Here is a 20092-nt window from a genome sequence, read left to right on the forward strand (position 1 = left end):
CCATGCTTGGCTTGAAACCTTCGGGTGTGCGTGACGCCCGCCCGCTCAGGGGCGGATTCCTGGTGGCCGCCATGTTGTCGGCCTTTGCGGCCGCCCATGGCGCGCAGGCCGGCAGCTATCACCTCGAAAAACAGGTGACGGTGAAGAGCAGCGACACCGGGTGGGACTACAACTCGCTGGATCAGGTGCGCGGCCGAATGTTCATTGCGCATCGAAAAGACGGCCTGCAGGTGTACGACATCCACCATGCGCGTGTTGTGAAGACACTGGCGCAATCCACGGGTACCAACACGTCTGCGCTCGCGCCCGAATTCGACGTGGGCCTGGCCGGCACGACCGATGGTTACGTCGTGGTATTCCGGATATCCAGTCTCAAGACGTTATCTCGCTACAAGAGCGATACCGACGGCTTCGACGGGGCCACGTTCGACAAGGTGAGCCGGCGTTTCGCCATGATTGGCGAAGCGGACAGTGCCAACAAGACGACGCCGGTGCTCTTTTTCGACGGCACGACCGGCAAGGCCGTTGGATCCGTGACGATCGACAGCGTGAAGGTCGATGCGCCGCGATCTGACGGGGCGGGCAATATCCTGATGCCGCTTCGCGACAAAGCCCGGATCGTCAAGGTCGATGCCAGAACGATGAAGGTGGTCACGACGTTTCCACTCGACGATTGCCTGCAGCCGGCTGCGCTGGAAGTGGACAGTGCCGCGCAGCGCATTTTCGTTGGTTGCCGGGGCAAAGGGGACTCGCCTCCCGGGCTGGCGGTGCTCGACGCCGCCTCCGGAACACAGCTCGCGAAGCTGCCGATTGGCCGGGGTGTCGACGAAGTCCTGTTTGACGAAAGGGCCCGGCAGATTGTGACCGCCAATGGCGAAGACGCGAACATGACGGTCATTCAACAGGTGTCGGCCAATGATTACCGGGTGGCGGAAACCGTCGGCACGCAACCGATGGCGCGCACCGGCGTCATGGATGCCGAGACGGGCAAGATCTATCTGGTCAACGCCCGGTATGTCATCAAATACGAAGAAGGACGCGCGCCAGCCACACACTTTTTTCCCGACACGTTCAGTGTCTTGACGTACGCCCGATAGCGCCGTACGTGCTGCTCACCCCCTGGTTAAATTTGTTTTAAGGACACGTTCATCTTCGTTCAAGGTGTCAAACCTACACTCGTTCATACAGTTGGTTCCATACCGCCCGCCGGGCAAGAGAGAGGAGATATATGAAAACTTTGACCAAGATCGCGTTCGTCACGACGCTCAGTGTGCTGTCGACCGTGTCAGCGCTGTGCACCGCGCAGGCGGCACCCGCCCCCGCACCGGAAAAGGCGAAAAACTGGACGCCGCCGAGCACGAAGATTTACGCGCAAGTGCTGTCCGAGAAGATCATGAAAGCGCATCCGGAACTGATCAGCATCACGTTCCACGGTGTCCCGCCCGGTGCCGCAGCCGGGACGTACACCATGTTTGCAGGCTCCTATCTGGACCGTATCGGCAATCCGGACGATCCGGACGATATCGACATCATCACGAAGGGCATCACCATTGTGGATCCGCGCTGGCACCGGACCAATGACACCGTGAAGAAGTTCGTCATGATGATGCCGATGCGCGACGCAGCGGGCGAAAATATCGGGCTTCTCGTCGCCGCCTACAAGAACGACGGCAAATACGCCAAGGGCGAGAAAGGCTTCTTCATGGCTGGAACCGCCTTGCGCGACAGCCTGCAAAAGCAGATCCCCAGCTTCGAGGCGCTGTTCAATCCCGTTCACTGAATACGCTGAGCGGCGACGCGTGTGACGTGCGTGAGCTTTCCCCGACCTGTTGGGGAAAGCTCAATTTTCATTGGACGGAGCACGCCGTCTCGCTCACCGAATGCTCACCAGGAGTCGAAAAATGCGTGTGCGAATTTCCGCGATGCTGTCCCTCACAGCACTCGCTTGTGCCACCCTTTGCGCGGGCCTGCCCGGCGCGGCAATGGCGGCTGAGCCCGGTGCGGTCGCCACCGCCGCGCCGGTGCTGCATCTCGGCGGGCGTACGGAACTGCCGGCCTATACGGGCGACTTTGATCATTTGGCCGCAGACGTCAAAGGAAACCGCCTGTTTCTTGCCGGTGAAGACGGGGCTACGCTTGAAGTCTTCAATCTCAAGACGGGGGCGCACCTGAAAACGGTCAAAGGATTCGAGCAGCCCCACGGCATCCTCTACCTGCCCGACGTGAACCGCCTGATCGTGACCGACAGCGGCGCCGGCATGACCAAGGTGGTCGACGGCACAAACTACCAGATCATCGGGTCGATCCCGCTCACGCTCGGCGCGGACTCCATGCACTACGATCCGTCGCGCAAGCATCTCTATATCGTCACCGGCGGCAAGAATGCCGAGCCGAAGATGTCCAAGACCATCGTTGCCGAGATCGATCCGAGGTCTGGCCGCACGATCGGCGAGATGCAGTTCGACACCGACTTCACGGAAGCGATGGCGGCGGAGCAGAAGGGCAATCGCCTGTTCATCAACGTGACCGGCAAGAACATGGTGGCGGTTGTTGACAAGGCCAGCCGCCGGATCATCGACACCTGGCCGATCAAGGGCGCCGAGTTGAACGCGGCGATGGCGCTTGACGAAGCACATCAACGCTTGTTCATCTCCACGCGCAAGCCGTTCAAGCTGCTGGTGCTGGATACAAAAAACGGGGCCGAGCTGGCCAGCTTCGACGCGCCTGAGCGAACCAATCAGGTGATGTTCGACGAGGCAAACCAGCGCATCTACATGGCCGGTGACAACTATCTCGGTGTGATTCAGCAGAAAGGCGCGAACCACTATGAGGCACTTGCCAACGTGCCGACGGCCAAGGGCGCCAAGACGGCCATCCTCGTGCCCGAACTGCGCCGGATGTACGTGGCGGTATCGCCGGGGGACAGCAAGGGAGGCGGCGCGCTGCTGCGTTTCAATGTGCTGCCGGGCGGGGCCAGTCACGCGCTGGCGGGCAACTGAGCCGGAGGGCCGCACGGCCCTCACGCCATGACGTAGCGGTAAAGTATGTAGCGAATGGGGGGATTTGAGCGAAGGCCGGATGAAGAAAAGGGCGATGGGGGAATTTCCCGCATCGCCCTTTTTGCATGCACGTCGCCGTCAGCATGCCGGCGACGCGCACATCAGGCGCCGACGTCGATGGCTGAAGCGGCAGGATCGTCGGCGCCCGTCTTGCCGCGTTTGCCCAGGCGTGCGAACCAGAGATAGACCACCGGCGTGGTGAACAGGGTCAGCGCCTGCGAGACCAGCAAGCCTCCCACGATGGCGATGCCGAGCGGTACGCGCAACTCCGCCCCGGCGCCGTGGCCGAGTGCGAGCGGCAGGGCGCCGAGCAACGCTGCAAGGGTGGTCATCGTGATCGGCCGGAAGCGCAGCAGGCAGGCCTGCCGGATCGCCGCGAAGCTCGAGAGGCCCTGCTCGCGCTCGGCGACGAGGGCGAAATCGATCATCATGATGGCATTCTTCTTGACGATCCCGATCAGCAGGATGATGCCGATCATGCCCATGATCGAGAGGTCCTGGCCGCACAGCATCAGGGCCAGCAGGGCACCTGCGCCGGCCGATGGCAGTGTGGAGATGATGGTGAGCGGATGCACGACACTCTCGTACAGGATGCCGAGGACGATATACACCGCGATCAGCGCTGCCGCGATCAGCCACGGCTCGCTCTTGAGTGAGCTCTGGAACGCTTGTGCCGTGCCCTGGAAACTGCCGCGAATCGACGCCGGCATGCCAGCGTCGAGTTCGGCCGCCCGGATCGCGGTGACCGCGTCGCCGAGCGAGTGCCCCGGTGCCAGGTTGAAGGTCAGCGTCACCGCCGGCAGCAGGCCCTGGTGAGGAATCGCGATGGGCGAGACGCCCGGCTTCACCTTCAACAGGGTGGACAGCGGCACGAGCTCGCCAGTCGTCTGCGAGCGTACGTAGAGGCGGTCGAGCGTGTCGGTCGACGCCTGGTAGGCCGGGTCAATTTCCTCTACCACGTGATACTGGTTGATCGGCGTAAACATGGTCGCCACCTGACGTTGGCCGAAGGCATCATAGAGCGTGTCGTCGATGGTCTGTACCGGCACGCCGAGCCGGCCGGCCGTGTTGCGGTCGATGGCGAGGGTGGCGCTGGTCGCCGATTGCTGCAGGTCTGTCGAGATGTCCGTCAGCGCCGGCAGTTTGGCGAAGCGCTTGGCCAGCAGCTGCGCCCAGCGGTTGACTTCGTCGATATCGACGCCCTGCAGGGTGTACTGGTATTGCGCGGACGAAATCCGGCCGCCGACCTGGATGTCCTGCTTGACCTGCATGCCGACCGAGACACCGGTGACCGCGGCCAGGCGTGGCTTGAGCCGGTTCAATACGGCGGTGGCGCCGGCATCGCGCTGGTCGAACGGCTTCAGGCTGATCATCAGCCGGCCTTGGCTCAAGGTCGGGTTCGGGCCGATCCAGTAGTAGACGGTTTCGACGGCGGGGTCGCTTTCGACCACGCGGCCGACCGCTTGCATGCGCGCCGACATGGCCTGCACGGAGATGTCCGGGGCGGCGCGCACCACGCCGAGGATGAGGCCGGAATCCGCTTGCGGGAAGAAGCCCTTGGGGATGGCCACGAACAGCGCTGCCGTCGCTGCGACGGTCGCGACAGTGACGGCCAACGTTATGCGCTGGTGCTGAAGGACCCAATCCAGGCCAGCCTCGTAGCCACGCAGTAGCCGGTCCAGGCCGTCGTCGAGCCAGCGGTGCAGGCGTCCGACGGACCGGCCCGTCGCACCCTCCGCAGGATGGTTGCGCAGTACCCAGCCGCACATCATCGGGGTCACCGTCAGCGAGACGATTGCCGACATCACAATCGCGACACTGACCGTCACTGCGAACTCGCGAAACAATCGGCCGATGATGCCGCCCATCAACAGGATGGGAATGAATACCGCAATCAGCGAAACGGTCATCGAGACGATGGTGAAGCGCACCTCGCGCGCACCTTGCAGGGCGGCCGCCAGTTTTGGCGTACCGGCTTCAATATGACGCATCACGTTTTCGATCACCACGATGGCGTCGTCGACCACGAAGCCGACGGCGATTGCGAGCCCCATCAGCGACAGGTTGTCGAGGCTGTAGCCGCACAGATACATGACGCCGAAGGTGGCAACGAGCGACAGCGGGATGGTCAGGCTGGGGATCAGCGTCGCCCACACGTCGCGCAGGAACAGGAAGATCACCATGACGACCAGCGCGATGGTGATCATCAGCGTGAACTGCACGTCGTTGACCGACGCCCGGATGGTCTGTGTGCGGTCACCCACCACAGCCAGGTGCACCGATGCCGGCAGTGTCGCGCGCAATGCCGGGAGCTGTGCCTTGATGTTATCGATGGTGGCCGCGACATTGAAGCCCGGTTGCTTGTGCACGTCGATGATGACAGAGCGCTTGCCCTGCACCCAGGCGGCTTGTTGGAGGTCCTCGGGGGCGTTGACGACGGTGCCGAGATCGCTCATGCGGATGGGCGCACCGCTCTTGTAGGCCACGACCATGTCGCGATAGTCGGCCGCGTCCGTCATCTGGTCGGTCGCGTTCAGCACCACTGCGCGATTGCGGCCGTTCAGGCTGCCCTTGGGCGTATTGACGGTCTGCAGGCCAACGATCGAGCGCACATCTTCCAGGGTCAGTCCGCGTGCCGCGAGCTTGTCCGGATCCAGGCGAATACGCACTGCCGGCCGCTGCGCGCCATGGAAATCGACCAGGCCGACCCCCGGCATTTGCGAGATTTGCTGGGCGAGGTAGTCTTCCGCGTAGTGATCGAGTTCGGTCAGTGGCAGGGTGTCGGAGGTCAGTGCCAGCGACAGCATGGTGAAGTCGGCCGGGTTCACTTTCTCATAGGTTGGCGGACTGCTCAGGTTCTTGGGCAGCGACCCGGCTGCCGCGTTGATGGCGGACTGCACATCCTGTGCGGCGCCATTGATGTCGCGGTTGAGGTCGAATTGCGCGACGATCGATGTGGTGCCCTGCGAGCTTGACGACGTCATTTCGGTAATGCCGGCAACGTTGACGAGCTGCCGCTCGAGCGGCGTCGCTACTGAGGTCGCCATGGTGTCGGCGCTGGCGCCGGGCAGGCGCGCCAGGATCTGGATGGTCGGGAAGTCGACTTGCGGCAGCGGCGCCACCGGCAACTGGAAATAGGCGATGCCGCCGACCAGCAGCACGGCCACGGCGAGCAAGGAAGTCGCGATGCGACGGTGAACGAGGGTGTCGAGAAGCGACATCAGCGCTGTCCTCCCGCATCGGCTTGTGCCACAGCGACAGCGGCCCGTACGGCGACCTTGCTGCCGTCGTTGAGCCGGCTCTGGCCGTCGGTCACCACCGCTTCGCCGGCCCGCACGCCGGCCCGCACTTCGGTTTTGCCGTCGGCGCTCGCGCCGGTCCTGACCGGTCGCAATTGCACGGTCTGATCCGCCTTGACCACGAAAATTCGCTGGCCATCCTGGGTGTTGACGACCGCGTCGCTCGGTACCGTCACGACCTGCCGCTCGGTCCGCAGCAGCAAGCGTACGCTGATCAACTCGCCTGGCCAGAGCGCGCGGTCCTGATTGTCGAAGGCCGCTTTCAGGCGAATCTGGCCGGTGTTCTGATCAACACGGCTGTCGACGAACACCAGCTTTCCTTGCGCCAATGCGCGTTCGCCGCCGCGCGTCGCCACAGTGACGGCCAGCGGGGCGCTGGCCTGGGCCGCAAGGAGGTCTGGCAACAGGTCCTGGGGGACCGAGAACGCTACGGTGATCGGCTGCATCTGGGTGATCGTCACCAGGCCACTGGCGTCATTGGCATGCACAACCGATCCCGCGTCGGCCTGGCGGGCGCCGACTCTGCCGCTCAAAGGCGCGGTGATCGTGGTGTAGCCGAGTTGCAGCCGTGCGGCGTGAACTTGCGCATCGTCGGCAGCCGTGGCGGCGCGCAGCGAGGCGACCTGCGCGGTGGCCGTGTCGACGCTTTGCTTGGTGGCGGCGCCGATTTGCCCCAGCTTGGTGTAGCGTTGCAGATCAAGAAGCGCGTTGTCCAGCGACGCCTGATCCTTCTGGCGTGCGGCCTCGGCCTTGCGCAACTCGGCCTTGAGGGGCTCGGGGTCGAGATGGGCAAGCACCTGCCCGGCGCTCACGTCCTGTCCCTCGGCAAACGACACGGACTGCAACTGTCCGTCGACGCGCACTTTGACGTCGACCGTATTGAGGGCCTGGACGGTGCCGATTGCGGTGGCCCAGATCGGCAAGTCCGTTTGCAGGGCTGATGCCGTCGAGACCGGTGTGGCGGATGCCGCGGCAACGGGCTTGGGGCGCGGCCATGCGAGCCACGCCACGGCCGCGCCCGCGACAAGTACTACGGCGAGGATGCCGCGTCGCGTCAGGACAGGCCGGGCGCGGGCAGGGTTCGCCGGATCGCGTTGGTCGGGGGTCATCGTAAAACTCCTGGAGTGATGGCGTGAGGGGCAAGCGCGGCCTCAGCGAGACTGGCGGTGCCGGGGGCCGCATCAAAGCCGCCGCCGAGCGCGCGAAACAGTCCCACGGCGGCCTGCAGGCGCAGCAACCGTGTTTGCAGCAGTGCGTCCTCGGCTTGATAGGCAGTTCGCTCGGAGTCGAGCACGCTCATGAAATCGATCGTGCCGGCACGGTACTGCGCCTGCGCGAGCGTGGCTGCCGCGCGCGCGGCACCTCGCGCGGTCGTTTGCTCCGTCTCCACCATCTGTTCGAGATGGACGGCACTGAGTGCATCTTCCGTATCCTGCAAAGCGCTGAGCACGGCCTGGCGATAGTTGGCCGTGCGTTCGTCAACGACTGCCTGCTGCTGAGCCAGTTGCCCCCGCCGCAAGCCCCCATCGAGCAGTGGCGCTGTCAACGCCGCGGCGACAGTGGCCAGCGGATTGGCCAGGAAATGCGCGAGCGAGTTGCTGCTCACGCCCCCTTCAGCCGTGAGCACGATGCTTGGAAAGAACGCCGCACGTGCGGCGCCGACACTGAAGTTCGCGGACACCAGGCGGGACTCGGCGGCACGAATGTCGGGACGTCGCTCGAGCACCGTGGCGGGCATGTCGACCACCGGTTCGGGGACCCGGATGTGACGCAGCGATGCGTCGGGCACGTCCATGCGCACCGGGTCAGCGCCGCTCAGCACGGCCAGCGCGTGAAGATTCTGGTTGAGCTGCAATTGCAGGCTGGGCACCGCGGCCCGGAACGTGGCCAGGGCATTGCGCTGCTGCTCCAACTGCAACTGTGTGGCTACGCCGGCCTCGTACTGCGCTTGCACAAGATCCTCGATCTGCTCCGCGTTGTCGACGATTTCGTGTGCCAGCCGAAGCCGCGCGCGCAGGGCCTGTACCGCGAAATACGTATCGGCGACGCTTGCGGCGAGGCTCAGGGCGGCGACGTCGCGATCGAATGCCACCGCGTCGGCGAGGGTGCTGGCGGCATTCGCCGTAGCACCGTTGCGTCGCCACAAATCGAGTTCATAGCTGGCCGACAGGAACACGCTCTGACTATGCCGGTTGCCGGTGTCGCCGGACTGGGCAGTTCGACTCGCCGCGCCAACGATGCCGAGCGCCGGGAACTGTGGCGAGCCGGCCTGCACGGCGCTCGCGCGAGCTTGCGCAAGCCGTGCGATGGCGGCATCGAGCGTGAAGCTATGACCAAGGCTCCGGTCGACGAGCGTCGTCAGCGTCGGGTCGCCGAATGACTCCCACCAGGTCCGGTCGACCGTAGCGGCGGCGTTTGCCGAGGTGTTCACGGCGCGGCTCCACTGCGACGGAACGTCGGCGTCGGGGCGATGCAAGGGCGGTGTGAGCGAGCAGGCGGCGAGCGCCGGCAGCAACAGGGCCACGCCCGCGACCCAGCGCGGCGGGCGCCATGGCGCAGGCCGGGCGCACCGGGTTGCCGGCATGGCGGCGGAATCGGGGAGCGGACTTTGGCGGGACATCACAGCGGCATCTCGGAAGCGATCGACGGGATCGGTTGACGGCACGGCTCGCCACCCGGTCGAGGCATTTCCGCGACCAGGCATGAGGTTGCCGTCACGATAGCGGCCACGGCCTGAACGGGCCTTCGCGCCGAGATGAAAACGCTGTAATGTTTGAGCAGGCCCTAGGCCGGAGCACGCAACGTGTAGCCCGCCCCGGGTACGGTATGCAGCAGGGGGATCGGGAAATCCTTGTCGACTTTGCGCCGTAGGCGATGCATGTGCATGTCGATGATGTTGCCGCGCGGTTCGAACGCATAGTCCCAGGCAGCTTCGAGCAACATGCCGCGCGAGACGACCTGGCCAGCGTGGCGCATCAACAGTTCCAGCAGCAGGAATTCACGGTGCTGCAGATTGAGCGGCACACCGCCACGGCTGGCGGTTCTGGCGCGTGTATCGAGAACCAGGTCGGCCACGCGCAGTAGGGTGTCGCGCCGGCTGCGATCAGTGCGCCGGCCGAGTGCCTCGATGCGCGCGAGCAGTTCCGAGAAGGCATAGGGCTTGGCGAGGTAGTCGTCGCAGCCCGCCCGGAGGCCTTCGGTGCGATGCGCGCTGCTGCCGAGGCCCGACAGCATCAGCACCGGCAGCGCCGAAGCCGCCGCGCGCAGGCGCCGGACCAGTTCGATGCCGTCAATGCCGGGCAGCCGGCGATCCACGATGGCGATGTCATAGATGCCCTCGCACAACAGGGCCAATGCCGTCTCCCCGTCTGGCACGCTGTCCGCGACATGTCCGCTTTCACCCAGCCCGCGCAGCAGATAATTGGCGGAGCGATCGTCGTTTTCCACTACCAGGATGCGCATGGGCGGTGTGTGCTTGGCGTGGGCGGCGGCCGGGGGCCGCACATTACAATAATTTCACGTTCCGGCGAAACGCTTGAGGAAGGTGCGCTGGCATAATCGTAACAATACCGTATGCGGCGCGTTTGGTGCGCGCCCCTGCCGAGGACGGCCGCCCCGCCGCGAGGCCGGCGCGAACGAAGAGAGCCATGCCAAAGATTCTGGTAGTCGAGGATGACCGACAAACATCAGCCGAAATCGCGGCCGCGCTGAGCGATCACGGTTTTGCCGTGGAGACTGCCGACAACGGCCGCAGCGGGTTGCTGATGGCGGCTGCCAACACCTACGACGCCATCGTGCTTGATCGCATGCTGCCGGCGGGCATGGACGGCCTGGCCGTGCTGGCCACCCTGCGCGGCGCGCAGGTCGAGACGCCGGTGCTGATCCTCAGTGCCCTGTCGGCGATCGATGACAAGGTGCGGGGCTTGCGCGCGGGGGGAGACGATTACCTGACCAAGCCGTTCGACTCGCTGGAGTTGACGGCGCGCCTCGATGCACTGATGCGACGCCGCGTGCCGGCCCAGGTCGTCACAGAATATCGCTTCGGCGGCATGCATCTCGATCTGCTCACGCGTACGCTGCGGCGCGGCGACACCGTCATATCGCTGCTGCCGCGCGAATACAGCCTGCTCGAATATCTGGTGTGTCACGCGGGCCAGGTGGTGACGCGCACGATGATTTTCGAGGCGGTGTGGGACTACCGCTACGACGAAAGAACCAACGTGATCGACGTGCACGTCAGCCGGTTGAGGAAGAAGCTCGACCCCGATAACCGCTTACCGATGATTCATACCGTTCGTGGCTCTGGTTACATTTTTCGCGCGCCTGCGTGAGCTGCCGCGCACCAGCAGTTTTCGGCTGGCCGTGTTGTTTCTCGGCCTGTTCGGGCTGGTGTCGCTCGGCCTGTGCGCCTACCTGTATATCTCGATCTCGGGTTTTGCCATGCAAAGCGTCGATGACTGGCTGTTGCGCGAGCAGGCCGGCATCCGCAGGGTAGCGCCGGACCGCCTGCGCGCGGCCCTTGACGAGAAGGCGCGCGTCGATACGCTCCAACGGCGGCCGTTCGGGTTGTTCGACGCCGGCGGGGCCCGGCTGGCCGGCGGCTTCCCGGGCGTGCAGCCGGTCATCCCCTCGCTGGACAAGCCGTTTTCGACAAAGGTCACGATCCATGGACATCGGGTGCCGTTGCGCTGCATAGCGACGGCGCTGCCGTCGCAGCAGCTGGTCTTGCAATGCCAGGACGTGCACGACGTGGGGCATTTCAACGAACAACTTCGCGAGGTGCTGGTGTCGGTCGGGGTTGCCACGCTGCTCGTCTGGTTGGGCTGCGCCGCCTTCGTGGCGGCCAGCGCAATGCGGCGTATCGACGCGGTGACGGATTCCATTCGTGACATCATGACCGGTGACCTCGGCCGTCGCTTACCGGTGTCCGGCCAGCGCAATGACATCGATCGGCTGGCGGCGGTCGTCAACGGCATGCTCGATCACATCGAACGCCTGATGGACGAAGTGCGGGGCGTGTGCGACGCGATTGCCCACGATCTGCGCACGCCGCTGACCCGCCTGAGGGCCGGTCTGGAGCGCGCGCAGCGCAACACGTCATCGGTGGAGCAGCAACGCGCGGTGATCGAGGACGCGATCGAACAGACCAGCGAGTTGCTGCGGACTTTCAACGCCCTGCTGCGGATCGCGGAAGTCGAGGGCGATGCGCGTCGCGCGGGGTTCGTGCCTGTCGATCTGCGCGGCATCACGGACGACGTGATCGAGTTCTACCAGCCCACGGCCGAGGAAAAGGGCATCTCACTGGACTATCAAAGACCGGCCGAGCCCGTGCGCATGGCGGCGGGCGATCCAAGCTTGCTGTTCGAGGCGATCAGCAACGTGCTCGACAACGCGATCAAGTTCGCGCCGCCGGGGGGGCGGGTCTCGCTGGCGCTTACCGGAACCGCCGACGGATTCTGCATGGCGGTGCGTGATAATGGCCCGGGCATTCCGCCCGATGAACGTGCCCGTGTGTTCCGGCGTTTTCATCGCACTGAAAGCAGTCGCAGCACGCCAGGCAGCGGCCTGGGTTTGAGCGTTGCGCAAGCGATTGCCAGAATGCACGGCATGTCGATCGGCATCACCGACGAGAGTCCCGGGTGCACCGTGGCGCTCGCTTCGGGCACGCGCTAGGGCCTGTTCACGCGAATATCGGGCTCGCGCTGTCACATTCGGTAACGATTTCCCGGGGCGTACATGTGACGTTCATCGCGCGCTGCGGTCAAAGTAGTTGCGGGAGAGGCGTCCCGCGCAGCAGGTGAGGTGCCATCGTGAAGCGCATGAATCATTTCCCCGTCGCCTCGGTAATAGCGACTGCTGTCCTTGGCGGCTGTACGACGGTGCCTTACGAGACACCGGCATATTCCAGCGATCAATACTACGAGTACTGCGGCCCTGTAACCCCTTGTCCGTACTACAACCCGCTGTTTTTCGGATTCGTTGGGTTTGATCACTTCCATCATCACCATGACTTTGATCGTGATCGTGACCGTGACCGTGACCATGACTTTCATCATGACCATGACCATTTTCACGACTTTCACGCGGGGCACGGCGGGCATGACGGCATGGGGGTTTCCGGCTGGGCACGAGACGGGTCTCGTGGCGCGAGCGGTGGCTCGCATGAAGCCGGTGTGAGCGCTTCGGGCGGCGGTTCGAGCGGCTCAGGCGGTTCAGGGGCCTCGCACGGCGGTGGCGGCGGCTCGCATGAAGGCGGTTCAGGCGGCGGGCACGACGGCGTTAGCGATTGGGGTAGCGGCCACGGGGGCGGCGGACACCGCTAGGCTGGCGACAGTGCGCCAGGCGAGGCTGCGGCAAACCGCAGCCTTGCAAACCGCGGCAACTGTTGAACGTTAATTGGGCTTGCCCGTCGCCGAGCCGGGATTCGCTTGCTTCGCGGCGGCGGCCGCTTCCGCCTGCTTATTTGCCATATGCCGGCCAACGACGCACCCGGCGACTGCGCCTGCGACCGCATGGTGCCCTGCATAATGCCCGGCGACACCGCCTACGACGGCACCCTTGATGCAACCTTTGGCAGAGGCTTGCCCGGCTGTCGCGGCAAGTGCGAGAACCAACGCGGAGAAGATGACGGATTTGGTCGCGGTCATGATCGAGGGTACGTTTATCAGCACGAAATTGTTGAAGTTGTCGAAACGTGTCGGCCGGCGTTCGTTTTAATCGTCGTCGTCATGGCCGTGGCGATGCTCCCAGCGCTTGCGCCAGTGTTTCTCGTACCGGTGTTCCCGGTCGTCGTCGTCGTACCGATATCCATAATAGGGAGGCGAAACCGGCTGATAGACCACGGGGGGCGCCTCATACACGACCGGCGGCGGCGCTTCCTGATAAACCACCGGCGGCGCCGCGTAGACCGGGGCGGGAATGCCAAAGTAGACACCGACATCGGTGCGTGCCGATGCCGTACCGGAAAGACAGGCGACAGCAATCGCTGCCCCGGCAAGCATCAGGCGGGTGCGATTGCGGTGCGGTGAACTGCCGAGGGTAACTGCGCTCATGAGGAACTCCAATGGTGTCTCCGATAGCAACGCCGGAGCCGGCAAAACGGTGGACGCGAGCGCATCACGAAAATGTAAGGATTTGTAGCTTGCGGAGGCCGACGCCCGGAAATGCCGGTCGGATGCTCCACTTTGCCAAGCCTTGCGATGGATACCGCAACGGTATTGCGCTAAACTGTATATACCGTTTCTAACGAGAGGTAACCGTGAGCCCATCCAAGATGCCTGTGAAGAGAACCCGCTCGGTGGCCGCTGCCAAGCAAGCCTCAACCGTAGCGGCCAAGAAGGCGCCGCCGAAGCGCAACGCGCAGGCGGACGAATCGCCCAATGCGGTAGCGACTGTCGCCGCGAAAACGTCCCCCTCGGCCTCCGCCTCCGCGTCCAAGACCCCCACGCCCAAGACCCCCGCGGCCAAAAGCGACAAGAGCCCCAAGAAGTCAAAAGTCAAAATTGTTCGCGACAGCTTTACGATGCCGGACTACGACCATGTGAAGTTGGCGCAACTGAAGAAGAAATGCCTTGCTGAAGGCGTTCAGGTCAAGAAGAGCGAATTGCTCCGCGCTGGGCTCGCTGCGCTGGAGGTGATGCCTATTAAGCGTTTGCTTACAGAGCTTCGGGCAGTCGAGAAAATCAAGACGGGTCGCCCGGACAAGGCGTAGCGTCGGGGGCGTCGAGCAAAGGAAACAGGGCGAATCGCGCCTTCCCGGCGTTTTTCGCAGCGTAGAGGGCGGTATCGGCCTTCAGGAACAATTCGTTTCTGGAGATCTGCCTGTCGCCCAAGTGCGATGCGGCGCCGACGGTCGCGCCGCATTGCAGATTCAAGCCATATATCTCATAGCTTTGCGCGCAATGGTTGACGATGTCTCCGGCGATGCGCTCGACTGTTTTTTCGGACGGGAAGCCGGCCAGGATAACGGCGAATTCATCTCCGCCGATCCGTGCGACAACATCTGCCCCCCGCGCGCATGACTTCAGCCGTCGCGCGAAAAGTGTCAGCAATGCGTCGCCGAACGCATGGCCGTAGGTATCGTTGACCAGCTTGAAGTTATCCAGGTCGATGAGCAGCAGGGCGACCTTCTGGCGATCGCGCTCAGCCGCCGCCATGGCGGATGCCAGGCGTTGTTCGAACCCGGTCCGGTTCAATAATCCGGTCAGGTGGTCGGACATCATCTTTTGTTCGAGATGTTCGACCTTCATCCGCTCCTGCGTGACATCCCGTACGAAAACGTGGATGCCGACGACCGGCCCGCTGTCGGCATTGGCCACCGGTTGATAAGTCACGTCGAAGATCTGCGTGGTGCTGTCTTCTCGCCACTCGACGGAGAAGTTGACGACTTCGCCGGCAAGCGCTTGCCTGATTCGCTTCGCAAGCGTGCTCAGGTAGATCTCGTCTCCCCAAAGGTCTCGCAGGGTCCGGCCGACAATCTGATTCGCGGAAAGGTTGAAGCGGCGCTCGTACGCGGCGTTGACGAAGACGTAGCGCTCATGCGTGTCGAGATAAGAGATCAGGTCCGGCACATGATTCGCGATCGTCTGGATGTATTTTGCGCGTGTTTCGGCCACCTCCTTCGCGTTTTGAAGCGCGGCGTTCCGTTCGAGGAGCTGACGCATCAGGTGGGAGAACGCAAGGCTCAGTTCGCCGATCTCGTCGGGCTTTCCCGCTGGCAGGCATGTATAGGCGCGGGGATCCGAGGCACTGCGCCGCACGACACGATGCAACTGATCCAACGGTTTGAGCAGCCAGCGGATGACGAGCCATACGGCCAGGCCGGTGAGCAACAGCGCGCCCAGGACGGTGACGATAACCTTTGGCCGAGTCTGGGTCAAAGGCGAGAACGCTTCCTTCGGCGGGAGCACGGCGATCAATTCCCATCCGCTTGTCCTGAGGATCTGGCGTGCGACGACGGGTTGCGCAAGTCCGCCGAAACTCCAGGCCGAGTCTGCCTCGGCCAAGCCGCATGCGTCACCTTGCGCGCTTTCCGGCTGCAGCACCATCGCCCCGGTCGGATGCATGACGTAGCGTCTGGATGGGCCGGTCGTGATGAGGCAGTAGATCCCGGTCGCACCAATTCGATTGTTGGAAAGGTCCAGCAGGAAGTTCGCCTGTTGCAGGTTCAACCCGCCGGCGAGCATGGCAAGCAGGCGGCCGTCGGCGGCGCGGACCGGAACCGCCATGATGACCCCTGGCGCGCCGGTCAACCTGGTTGTCAATGGCTCCGAAATCGCCAGTTCATCGCCCCGCAAAATCTTGCGAAAGTATTCCCGGTCGGAAAAGTTGGCTTGCTCGCCGGTGAGCCGCGAGTCGAATATCCGCGAGCCGTCCGTGCCGGCAAGAAATACCCAGTTGAAAATGTGCGGAATGGCCGCCGTGGTCGCTGCGAACGCTTTCAGTTCTGCCGGGCTTCTGCCCAGCATCGGGGCGAGTTGTGCGGCCACGTGATGCAGGATCGTCGCGCGCTCTTCGAATTTGTCGTCAAGCTGTTCGGCGACCAATCGGACTTGCGTGTCCTGTTGTGCCTGCAGCACATGCCGGAGTTGCGCATAGGCGAAATGGCGGGCGACCACGAACAACAGAACGATGAGGACCGCGACAACAATGACTGTCGACGCGACCAAACGAGACTTCAGTGACCACCGCACCATCGCTTCTTCCCCATTGGCCGCGGACAATTCGATGTCCTTTTTTCGGCCCTTCAGCATTCGACCTGCCGGCCTTCGATGCTGCGGCCCAGCGCCCCGTTGTCGAAGCGCCAGGCGCTAGTTTAACCTCGGGAGACGCGATGGGGCGATCGGGTTATCGGTTTGCGGTGACAGGAATTCAGCCGCGCCGCACCCAAGTGACCTTGCCTTCCTTGACGCCGATCGTCCGGCGCTCCTGGCGGTAGTCCATGGTGCCCGGGAATTGCTGGCCGTCTTTCTCGCCAAGACGCCAGATGCAGCCCTGCAGTAGCGCGGTCGCTTCGGCCTCCGTCTTGCCCACCAACGCATCGTCGGGGTGCTGATTGGCGGCGCAGGTGTTCGGTGCCGTGACATCGCCTTGCGGTGTGGTCGGCGATGCCGGCACCGTGCCGGAAGTGGCGCAGCCGGCGGTGAACAGCACGGTTGCGAGCGTCAAGCCGGAAGAAAGTGCGGGGAGTTTATGCATCATGCCCTCGTCGTTCGGAAGTTTCGGACTGTGACATTGGCATATTAACCTGACTTTAGTTCCCGTCCAGCGCCATTCCCAAGCCTTGAGCCTGCTCGCCGGATACCGCCAAGGCCCCCGAATGGCGGTCGTCACAGGCGGAATTTGAGCGATTTTTGATAGCGCTTCGCGGCAAGGGGCGGGAAAGTCATTGTTCGTCTAACTTGAAGGATGGACGGCAATGCGAACGATCATGTTTTTTGTCGGATTCCTGCTGGCCGGGCCCCTGCCTGCGCTGGCAAATCCTGAGTTGCAAACGGAAACCTTGCTGCGCAGTACGACCGCCTGGGACGGCACGCCCTACACGGCGTATCCGCCCGGGCAGCCCGAGTTGACGGTCCTGAAAATCGTTGTGCCGTCCCACACCACGTTGGCATGGCATCGGCATCCGAGCCCGAACGCCGGCTATATTCTGTCCGGCAAGCTCATCGTCGAGAAAAAGAAAGGCGGGGTGCAGCGGGTGCTCACGCAGGGGCAGGTATTGCCGGAACTGGTCGGCGCGCTTCACCGTGGCAGGACCGGCAGCTCACCCGCGGAGCTCATCGTATTTTATGCGGGTGCCGAGGGCGTGCCGTTGACGCAACCGTAGGCGGGGAAGTGGGCTTGGCGCTGCCCTTCGATTCGCCGGGCGGCGGCGAAGCAGTGGTCCTCTCGCCACGGCGCGGCGATGAGCTGCACGCCCAACGGCAATTCGCCGGCGTCGAACACCGGCGCCGTCACCACCGGCAGGCCGGCGAACGAAATCGGCTGTGTGAGCATGCCGAGCGTTTTGGCGGGCGCCATCGCCACCCCGCCGACGTCAACATGCGCCGTCCCGAACCGTGGTGCGGCGTAAGGCGTCGCGGGAGCGAGCAATACGTCGAACCAATCGAACAGGGCGCCGATCAACGCCTGCCACTGTTCGCGCCAGGCAAGGGCGCGTCCGTACCAGATCGCCGGACTGAGCGAGCCGGCCAACAGGCGTGTACGCAGGCGCGGCGAGCACTGCGCCGCGTGCCCCGCAAGCAGGGCCTCATGCGCGGCCGCCACCTCGACGTTCGAGACGATCATTGCGGCGTCGCGCACTCGCTCGATCGTCTCGGCATCGATGGCGACATCCGTCACAGCGTCAAAGCATGCGGCCGCACGACGCACCGCGCGCCGCGCATTCGCATCGGCGAACGTCTCGAAGTATCCGGTCAACACGCCGACACGCATCGGATGCCGTGGGCGTGACGCCGCGTCTTCACCGATCCTCGTGACCGGTTCGCGCGCATGCGAGCGGTCCGTCGCGTCGTAACCCTGCATGACGTTGTACAACATGGCCAGATCGTCCACGTGGTTCGCGAATCCGCCGACGACATCGAGCGTGTTTGCGTACGGCACGCAGCCGCCGCGCGAGAGCCGGCCGTTGGTCGGCTTGACGCCCCAGACGCCGCACAGCGCGGCAGGCGCGCGAATGGAGCCGTTGGTGTCGCTGCCGAGTGCGAGCGGCACAAACCCGGCCGCCACCGCCGCCGCCGATCCGCTTGACGAGCCGCCCGTCATGCGCGTGGTGTCGTGCGGCAGATGAACCGCGCCGAAGTGCGGGTTCTCGCCCGTCGCGCCGCAGGCGAGTTCGTCCATATGCGTGGTGCCGATCAACACCGCACCCGCGCGCCGCAATTGCGCGACGGCGAACGCATCTGCGGCGGCCGGCGGCAACGAAGCCCGGGCAGGCGATCCGGCGAGGGTCACATAGCCGGCGACATCGAAGTTGGCTTTGGCAAGAAACGGCACGCCGGCCAAGGGGCCCGGGTCGCGTCCGGCGGCGAGGGCCGCGTCGACGCGTAATGCCTCGGCCAACGCGTCGTCGGCCATGACCGCCGCGCATGCATTGAAAGCCTTGTCGCGCGCGGCGATGTCGGCCAATACGGCGCGCACCACAGTCTCGGCGGACAGGCGGCGCGTTTTCACTTCGCGCGCCAGTGTCAGCGCGCCACGCATCGACGTCATGACGTTGCCTGTTCGCTGAGTGCGGCAGCCAGCCGCTGCGCCGCCTGCGCCATTTGTCCGAACAGGGTTGCGACGTCCGCCTCGACCTCGTCGTCGATCGTCAGATGCAACGCACGCGCGAGCGTGCGCATCGTGTCGAGTGTGTCATCCGTGTCGGACATCACGCATTCCTCATGAAGCGGCGCGGGATCGACAGGATCAGCGCTGCGGCGGCGAACAGGGTGACGGCCAGCAGCGCCACGCCGACTTCGGTGCTGCCCGTCAGTCCTTTCAGATAGCCCATGATCGACGGACCGACAAAGCCGGCGACCGCCGCGCCGATGTTGACAATCCCCGCGCCACCGGCGGCGGCCGTGCCGGCCAGGATCCGCGACGGCAGGCTCCAGAACATGGCGAGCGTGCTCATGATGCCGGCCACGCCGACCGTCAGGCAAGCCACCGCCGCGACCGGCTGCGCATGCACGCCCACGCTCGCCAGCAGTGCCACGCCGCCGATGAACACCGGCACGGCCGTGTGCCAGCGGCGCTCGCCAGTCTTCACCGAGTGCTGTGCGTTCAGGACCATCGCGATCGAGGCGACGAGATACGGAATCGCGCTGATCATGCCGATCTGGAAATTGGTGAGCGTGCCGAGCGCCTTGATCATCGTCGGCATCCAGAACACGAGACCATAGTTGCCGACGTTATAGAGGAACGACGTCGCAAACAGAATCCACAGCGTCGGCTCACGCATGGCAGGGCCGAGGCTCGTGCGCTTGCCGGTCGCTTCCTGCGCCATTTCGCGCTGCACGATGCGCTTCTCGGTGTCTGTCAGCCAGGCGGCGTCTTCGACGCGTTCAGTCACCGTCGCGAGCAGATAAAAACCGAGCAGCACCGCCGGCAAGCCCTCGATCAGGAACATCCATTGCCATCCCTTGAGCCCGAAGCCGCCATGCGTGGCGTCCATGATCCAGCCCGACAGCGGCCCGCCGACGATCACGCCGAGCGGCATCGCCAGGAACAGCAGCGCCATCACTTTCGACAGCCGGCGCGATGGAAACCACACGCTGAAGTAGGCGATCACCGCCGGGAAGAAGCTGGCTTCGGTCACACCGAGCAGAAAGCGCAGGAGGTAGAACGAGGTCTGATCGACGGTCGCGAGCGTGGCGACCGACACGATGCCCCAGGTCAGCATCGAACCGGCCAGGCACTTCTTCACGCCGATACGCTGCACGAGATACCCGGCAGGCACCTGCAATAGCAAATAGCCGAGGAAGAACAGTCCCGCGCCGACACCATACGCGGCTTCGCTCAACTGCAACTCGGCCACCATCTGCAGCTTGGCGAAGCCGACGTTGACGCGGTCGAGATAGCCGAAGAAATAGCAAAGGAGGATCAGCGGGATGATGCGCCGGCTCAGCTTGCGGTAAAGCGCGTCGGCATCCTGTGCCGAAACTGCACCGTGTGCCGTCGGGGTGTGTGGGGTGCCACGGGCGGGCGTCGCGCCGTTCGAGATTGCCATGATGACTCCGTCTGTTGTTTCGA

19 protein-coding genes are annotated in these 20092 nt (G+C 64.2%); 8 read left to right on the forward strand and 11 right to left on the reverse strand.

Annotated features, from left to right (window positions below):
- Positions 1–2 precede the first annotated feature (2 nt).
- From PTE30175_RS11660 to PTE30175_RS11670, 3 genes are all read left to right on the forward strand, one after another.
- Complete coding sequence (locus PTE30175_RS11660; RefSeq protein ID WP_150697208.1) at positions 3–1097, forward strand: YncE family protein; 1095 nt, start codon at positions 3–5, stop codon at positions 1095–1097.
- A 131-nt stretch (positions 1098–1228) separates the two neighbouring features.
- Positions 1229–1780, forward strand: a complete 552-nt coding sequence (locus PTE30175_RS11665; protein ID WP_150697209.1) for a hypothetical protein — start codon at positions 1229–1231, stop codon at positions 1778–1780.
- 121 nt (positions 1781–1901) lie between these two features.
- Positions 1902–2999: a YncE family protein gene (locus tag PTE30175_RS11670; RefSeq protein ID WP_150697210.1), complete on the forward strand. Its 1098-nt coding sequence runs from the start codon at positions 1902–1904 to the stop codon at positions 2997–2999.
- Between the two features lie 161 nt (positions 3000–3160).
- Here the strand turns inward: PTE30175_RS11670 and PTE30175_RS11675 are convergent, their stop codons facing one another.
- The 4 genes from PTE30175_RS11675 to PTE30175_RS11690 form a co-directional block, all read right to left on the reverse strand.
- Positions 3161–6280 carry an efflux RND transporter permease subunit gene (locus PTE30175_RS11675; protein WP_150697211.1) on the reverse strand — a complete coding sequence of 1040 codons (3120 nt, stop codon included), beginning with the start codon at positions 6278–6280 and terminating at the stop codon, positions 3161–3163.
- A complete protein-coding gene (locus PTE30175_RS11680; protein WP_150697212.1) occupies positions 6280–7467 on the reverse strand; it encodes an efflux RND transporter periplasmic adaptor subunit in 1188 nt (395 codons plus the stop codon). Before PTE30175_RS11680 ends, PTE30175_RS11675 begins: the two co-directional genes overlap by 1 nt.
- Complete coding sequence (locus PTE30175_RS11685) at positions 7464–8978, reverse strand: efflux transporter outer membrane subunit (protein WP_191628998.1); 1515 nt, start codon at positions 8976–8978, stop codon at positions 7464–7466. The genes PTE30175_RS11680 and PTE30175_RS11685 overlap by 4 nt, the downstream gene beginning before the upstream one ends.
- A gap of 164 nt (positions 8979–9142) precedes the next feature.
- Positions 9143–9820, reverse strand: a complete 678-nt coding sequence (locus PTE30175_RS11690; RefSeq protein WP_150697214.1) for a response regulator transcription factor — start codon at positions 9818–9820, stop codon at positions 9143–9145.
- Positions 9821–10005: 185 nt separating this feature from the next.
- On the opposite strand from PTE30175_RS11690, the gene PTE30175_RS11695 reads away from it, so the two are divergent.
- From PTE30175_RS11695 to PTE30175_RS28210, 3 genes are all read left to right on the forward strand, one after another.
- Positions 10006–10689: a response regulator transcription factor gene (locus tag PTE30175_RS11695; RefSeq protein WP_150697215.1), complete on the forward strand. Its 684-nt coding sequence runs from the start codon at positions 10006–10008 to the stop codon at positions 10687–10689.
- Complete coding sequence (locus PTE30175_RS11700; RefSeq protein ID WP_224788721.1) at positions 10655–12031, forward strand: sensor histidine kinase; 1377 nt, start codon at positions 10655–10657, stop codon at positions 12029–12031. Before PTE30175_RS11695 ends, PTE30175_RS11700 begins: the two co-directional genes overlap by 35 nt.
- Positions 12032–12343: 312 nt before the next feature.
- Positions 12344–12535, forward strand: coding sequence for a hypothetical protein (locus tag PTE30175_RS28210; RefSeq protein WP_191629000.1), 192 nt, complete (start codon positions 12344–12346; stop codon positions 12533–12535).
- 215 nt (positions 12536–12750) lie between these two features.
- On the opposite strand, the gene PTE30175_RS11710 is transcribed toward PTE30175_RS28210, so the two are convergent.
- Both PTE30175_RS11710 and PTE30175_RS11715 read right to left on the reverse strand, forming a co-directional pair.
- A complete protein-coding gene (locus PTE30175_RS11710) occupies positions 12751–13005 on the reverse strand; it encodes a hypothetical protein (RefSeq protein WP_150697217.1) in 255 nt (84 codons plus the stop codon).
- A 66-nt stretch (positions 13006–13071) separates the two neighbouring features.
- Positions 13072–13410 (reverse strand): hypothetical protein, encoded by a 339-nt coding sequence (locus PTE30175_RS11715; RefSeq protein WP_224788722.1) that lies wholly within the window; start codon positions 13408–13410, stop codon positions 13072–13074.
- A gap of 206 nt (positions 13411–13616) precedes the next feature.
- Here PTE30175_RS11715 and PTE30175_RS11720 point away from each other — a divergent pair, with 206 nt between their 5' ends.
- On the forward strand, positions 13617–14069 hold the full coding sequence (locus tag PTE30175_RS11720; RefSeq protein WP_150697218.1) for a hypothetical protein: 453 nt from the start codon (positions 13617–13619) through the stop codon (positions 14067–14069).
- Here PTE30175_RS11720 and PTE30175_RS11725 read toward each other — a convergent pair.
- The gene (locus PTE30175_RS11725; protein ID WP_224788723.1) at positions 14041–16080 is read right to left on the reverse strand and encodes a sensor domain-containing diguanylate cyclase; all 2040 of its coding nucleotides are present in this window, start codon (positions 16078–16080) and stop codon (positions 14041–14043) included. The two genes, PTE30175_RS11720 and PTE30175_RS11725, sit on opposite strands and share 29 nt — an antisense overlap.
- 148 nt (positions 16081–16228) lie before the next feature.
- Entirely contained in the window at positions 16229–16558 is a 330-nt protein-coding gene (locus tag PTE30175_RS11730) for a hypothetical protein (protein ID WP_420819625.1), read from the reverse strand.
- A gap of 217 nt (positions 16559–16775) precedes the next feature.
- Here PTE30175_RS11730 and PTE30175_RS11735 point away from each other — a divergent pair, with 217 nt between their 5' ends.
- Complete coding sequence (locus PTE30175_RS11735; RefSeq protein ID WP_150697219.1) at positions 16776–17183, forward strand: cupin domain-containing protein; 408 nt, start codon at positions 16776–16778, stop codon at positions 17181–17183.
- Here PTE30175_RS11735 and PTE30175_RS11740 read toward each other — a convergent pair.
- From PTE30175_RS11740 to PTE30175_RS11745, 3 genes are read right to left on the reverse strand one after another with little or no spacing between them, the layout of a single operon-like run.
- On the reverse strand, positions 17144–18559 hold the full coding sequence (locus PTE30175_RS11740) for an AtzE family amidohydrolase (RefSeq protein ID WP_150697319.1): 1416 nt from the start codon (positions 18557–18559) through the stop codon (positions 17144–17146). The genes PTE30175_RS11735 and PTE30175_RS11740 overlap by 40 nt on opposite strands.
- 5 nt (positions 18560–18564) lie before the next feature.
- Positions 18565–18729 carry a hypothetical protein gene (locus PTE30175_RS28215; RefSeq protein ID WP_191629002.1) on the reverse strand — a complete coding sequence of 55 codons (165 nt, stop codon included), beginning with the start codon at positions 18727–18729 and terminating at the stop codon, positions 18565–18567.
- Positions 18729–20069, reverse strand: coding sequence for an MFS transporter (locus PTE30175_RS11745; RefSeq protein ID WP_150697220.1), 1341 nt, complete (start codon positions 20067–20069; stop codon positions 18729–18731). The genes PTE30175_RS28215 and PTE30175_RS11745 overlap by 1 nt, the downstream gene beginning before the upstream one ends.
- Between the last annotated feature and the right edge of the window lie 23 nt (positions 20070–20092).

Source organism: Pandoraea terrae (genome assembly GCF_902459695.1).
GTDB lineage: Bacteria > Pseudomonadota > Gammaproteobacteria > Burkholderiales > Burkholderiaceae > Pandoraea > Pandoraea terrae.

Excerpts from the sequence above, each read along its gene's own strand:
- PTE30175_RS11660 (WP_150697208.1), top strand. The coding sequence starts at position 3 with ATGCTTGGCTTGAAACCTTCGGGTGTGCGTGACGCCCGCCCGCTCAGG.
- PTE30175_RS11665 (WP_150697209.1), top strand. The coding sequence starts at position 1,229 with ATGAAAACTTTGACCAAGATCGCGTTCGTCACGACGCTCAGTGTGCTG.
- PTE30175_RS11670 (WP_150697210.1), top strand. The coding sequence starts at position 1,902 with ATGCGTGTGCGAATTTCCGCGATGCTGTCCCTCACAGCACTCGCTTGT.
- PTE30175_RS11675 (WP_150697211.1), bottom strand. The coding sequence starts at position 6,280 with ATGTCGCTTCTCGACACCCTCGTTCACCGTCGCATCGCGACTTCCTTG.
- PTE30175_RS11680 (WP_150697212.1), bottom strand. The coding sequence starts at position 7,467 with ATGACCCCCGACCAACGCGATCCGGCGAACCCTGCCCGCGCCCGGCCT.
- PTE30175_RS11685 (WP_191628998.1), bottom strand. The coding sequence starts at position 8,978 with ATGTCCCGCCAAAGTCCGCTCCCCGATTCCGCCGCCATGCCGGCAACC.
- PTE30175_RS11690 (WP_150697214.1), bottom strand. The coding sequence starts at position 9,820 with ATGCGCATCCTGGTAGTGGAAAACGACGATCGCTCCGCCAATTATCTG.
- PTE30175_RS11695 (WP_150697215.1), top strand. The coding sequence starts at position 10,006 with ATGCCAAAGATTCTGGTAGTCGAGGATGACCGACAAACATCAGCCGAA.
- PTE30175_RS11710 (WP_150697217.1), bottom strand. The coding sequence starts at position 13,005 with ATGACCGCGACCAAATCCGTCATCTTCTCCGCGTTGGTTCTCGCACTT.
- PTE30175_RS11715 (WP_224788722.1), bottom strand. The coding sequence starts at position 13,410 with ATGAGCGCAGTTACCCTCGGCAGTTCACCGCACCGCAATCGCACCCGC.
- PTE30175_RS11730 (WP_420819625.1), bottom strand. The coding sequence starts at position 16,558 with ATGATGCATAAACTCCCCGCACTTTCTTCCGGCTTGACGCTCGCAACC.
- PTE30175_RS11735 (WP_150697219.1), top strand. The coding sequence starts at position 16,776 with ATGCGAACGATCATGTTTTTTGTCGGATTCCTGCTGGCCGGGCCCCTG.
- PTE30175_RS11740 (WP_150697319.1), bottom strand. The coding sequence starts at position 18,559 with ATGCGTGGCGCGCTGACACTGGCGCGCGAAGTGAAAACGCGCCGCCTG.
- PTE30175_RS28215 (WP_191629002.1), bottom strand. The coding sequence starts at position 18,729 with ATGTCCGACACGGATGACACACTCGACACGATGCGCACGCTCGCGCGT.
- PTE30175_RS11745 (WP_150697220.1), bottom strand. The coding sequence starts at position 20,069 with ATGGCAATCTCGAACGGCGCGACGCCCGCCCGTGGCACCCCACACACC.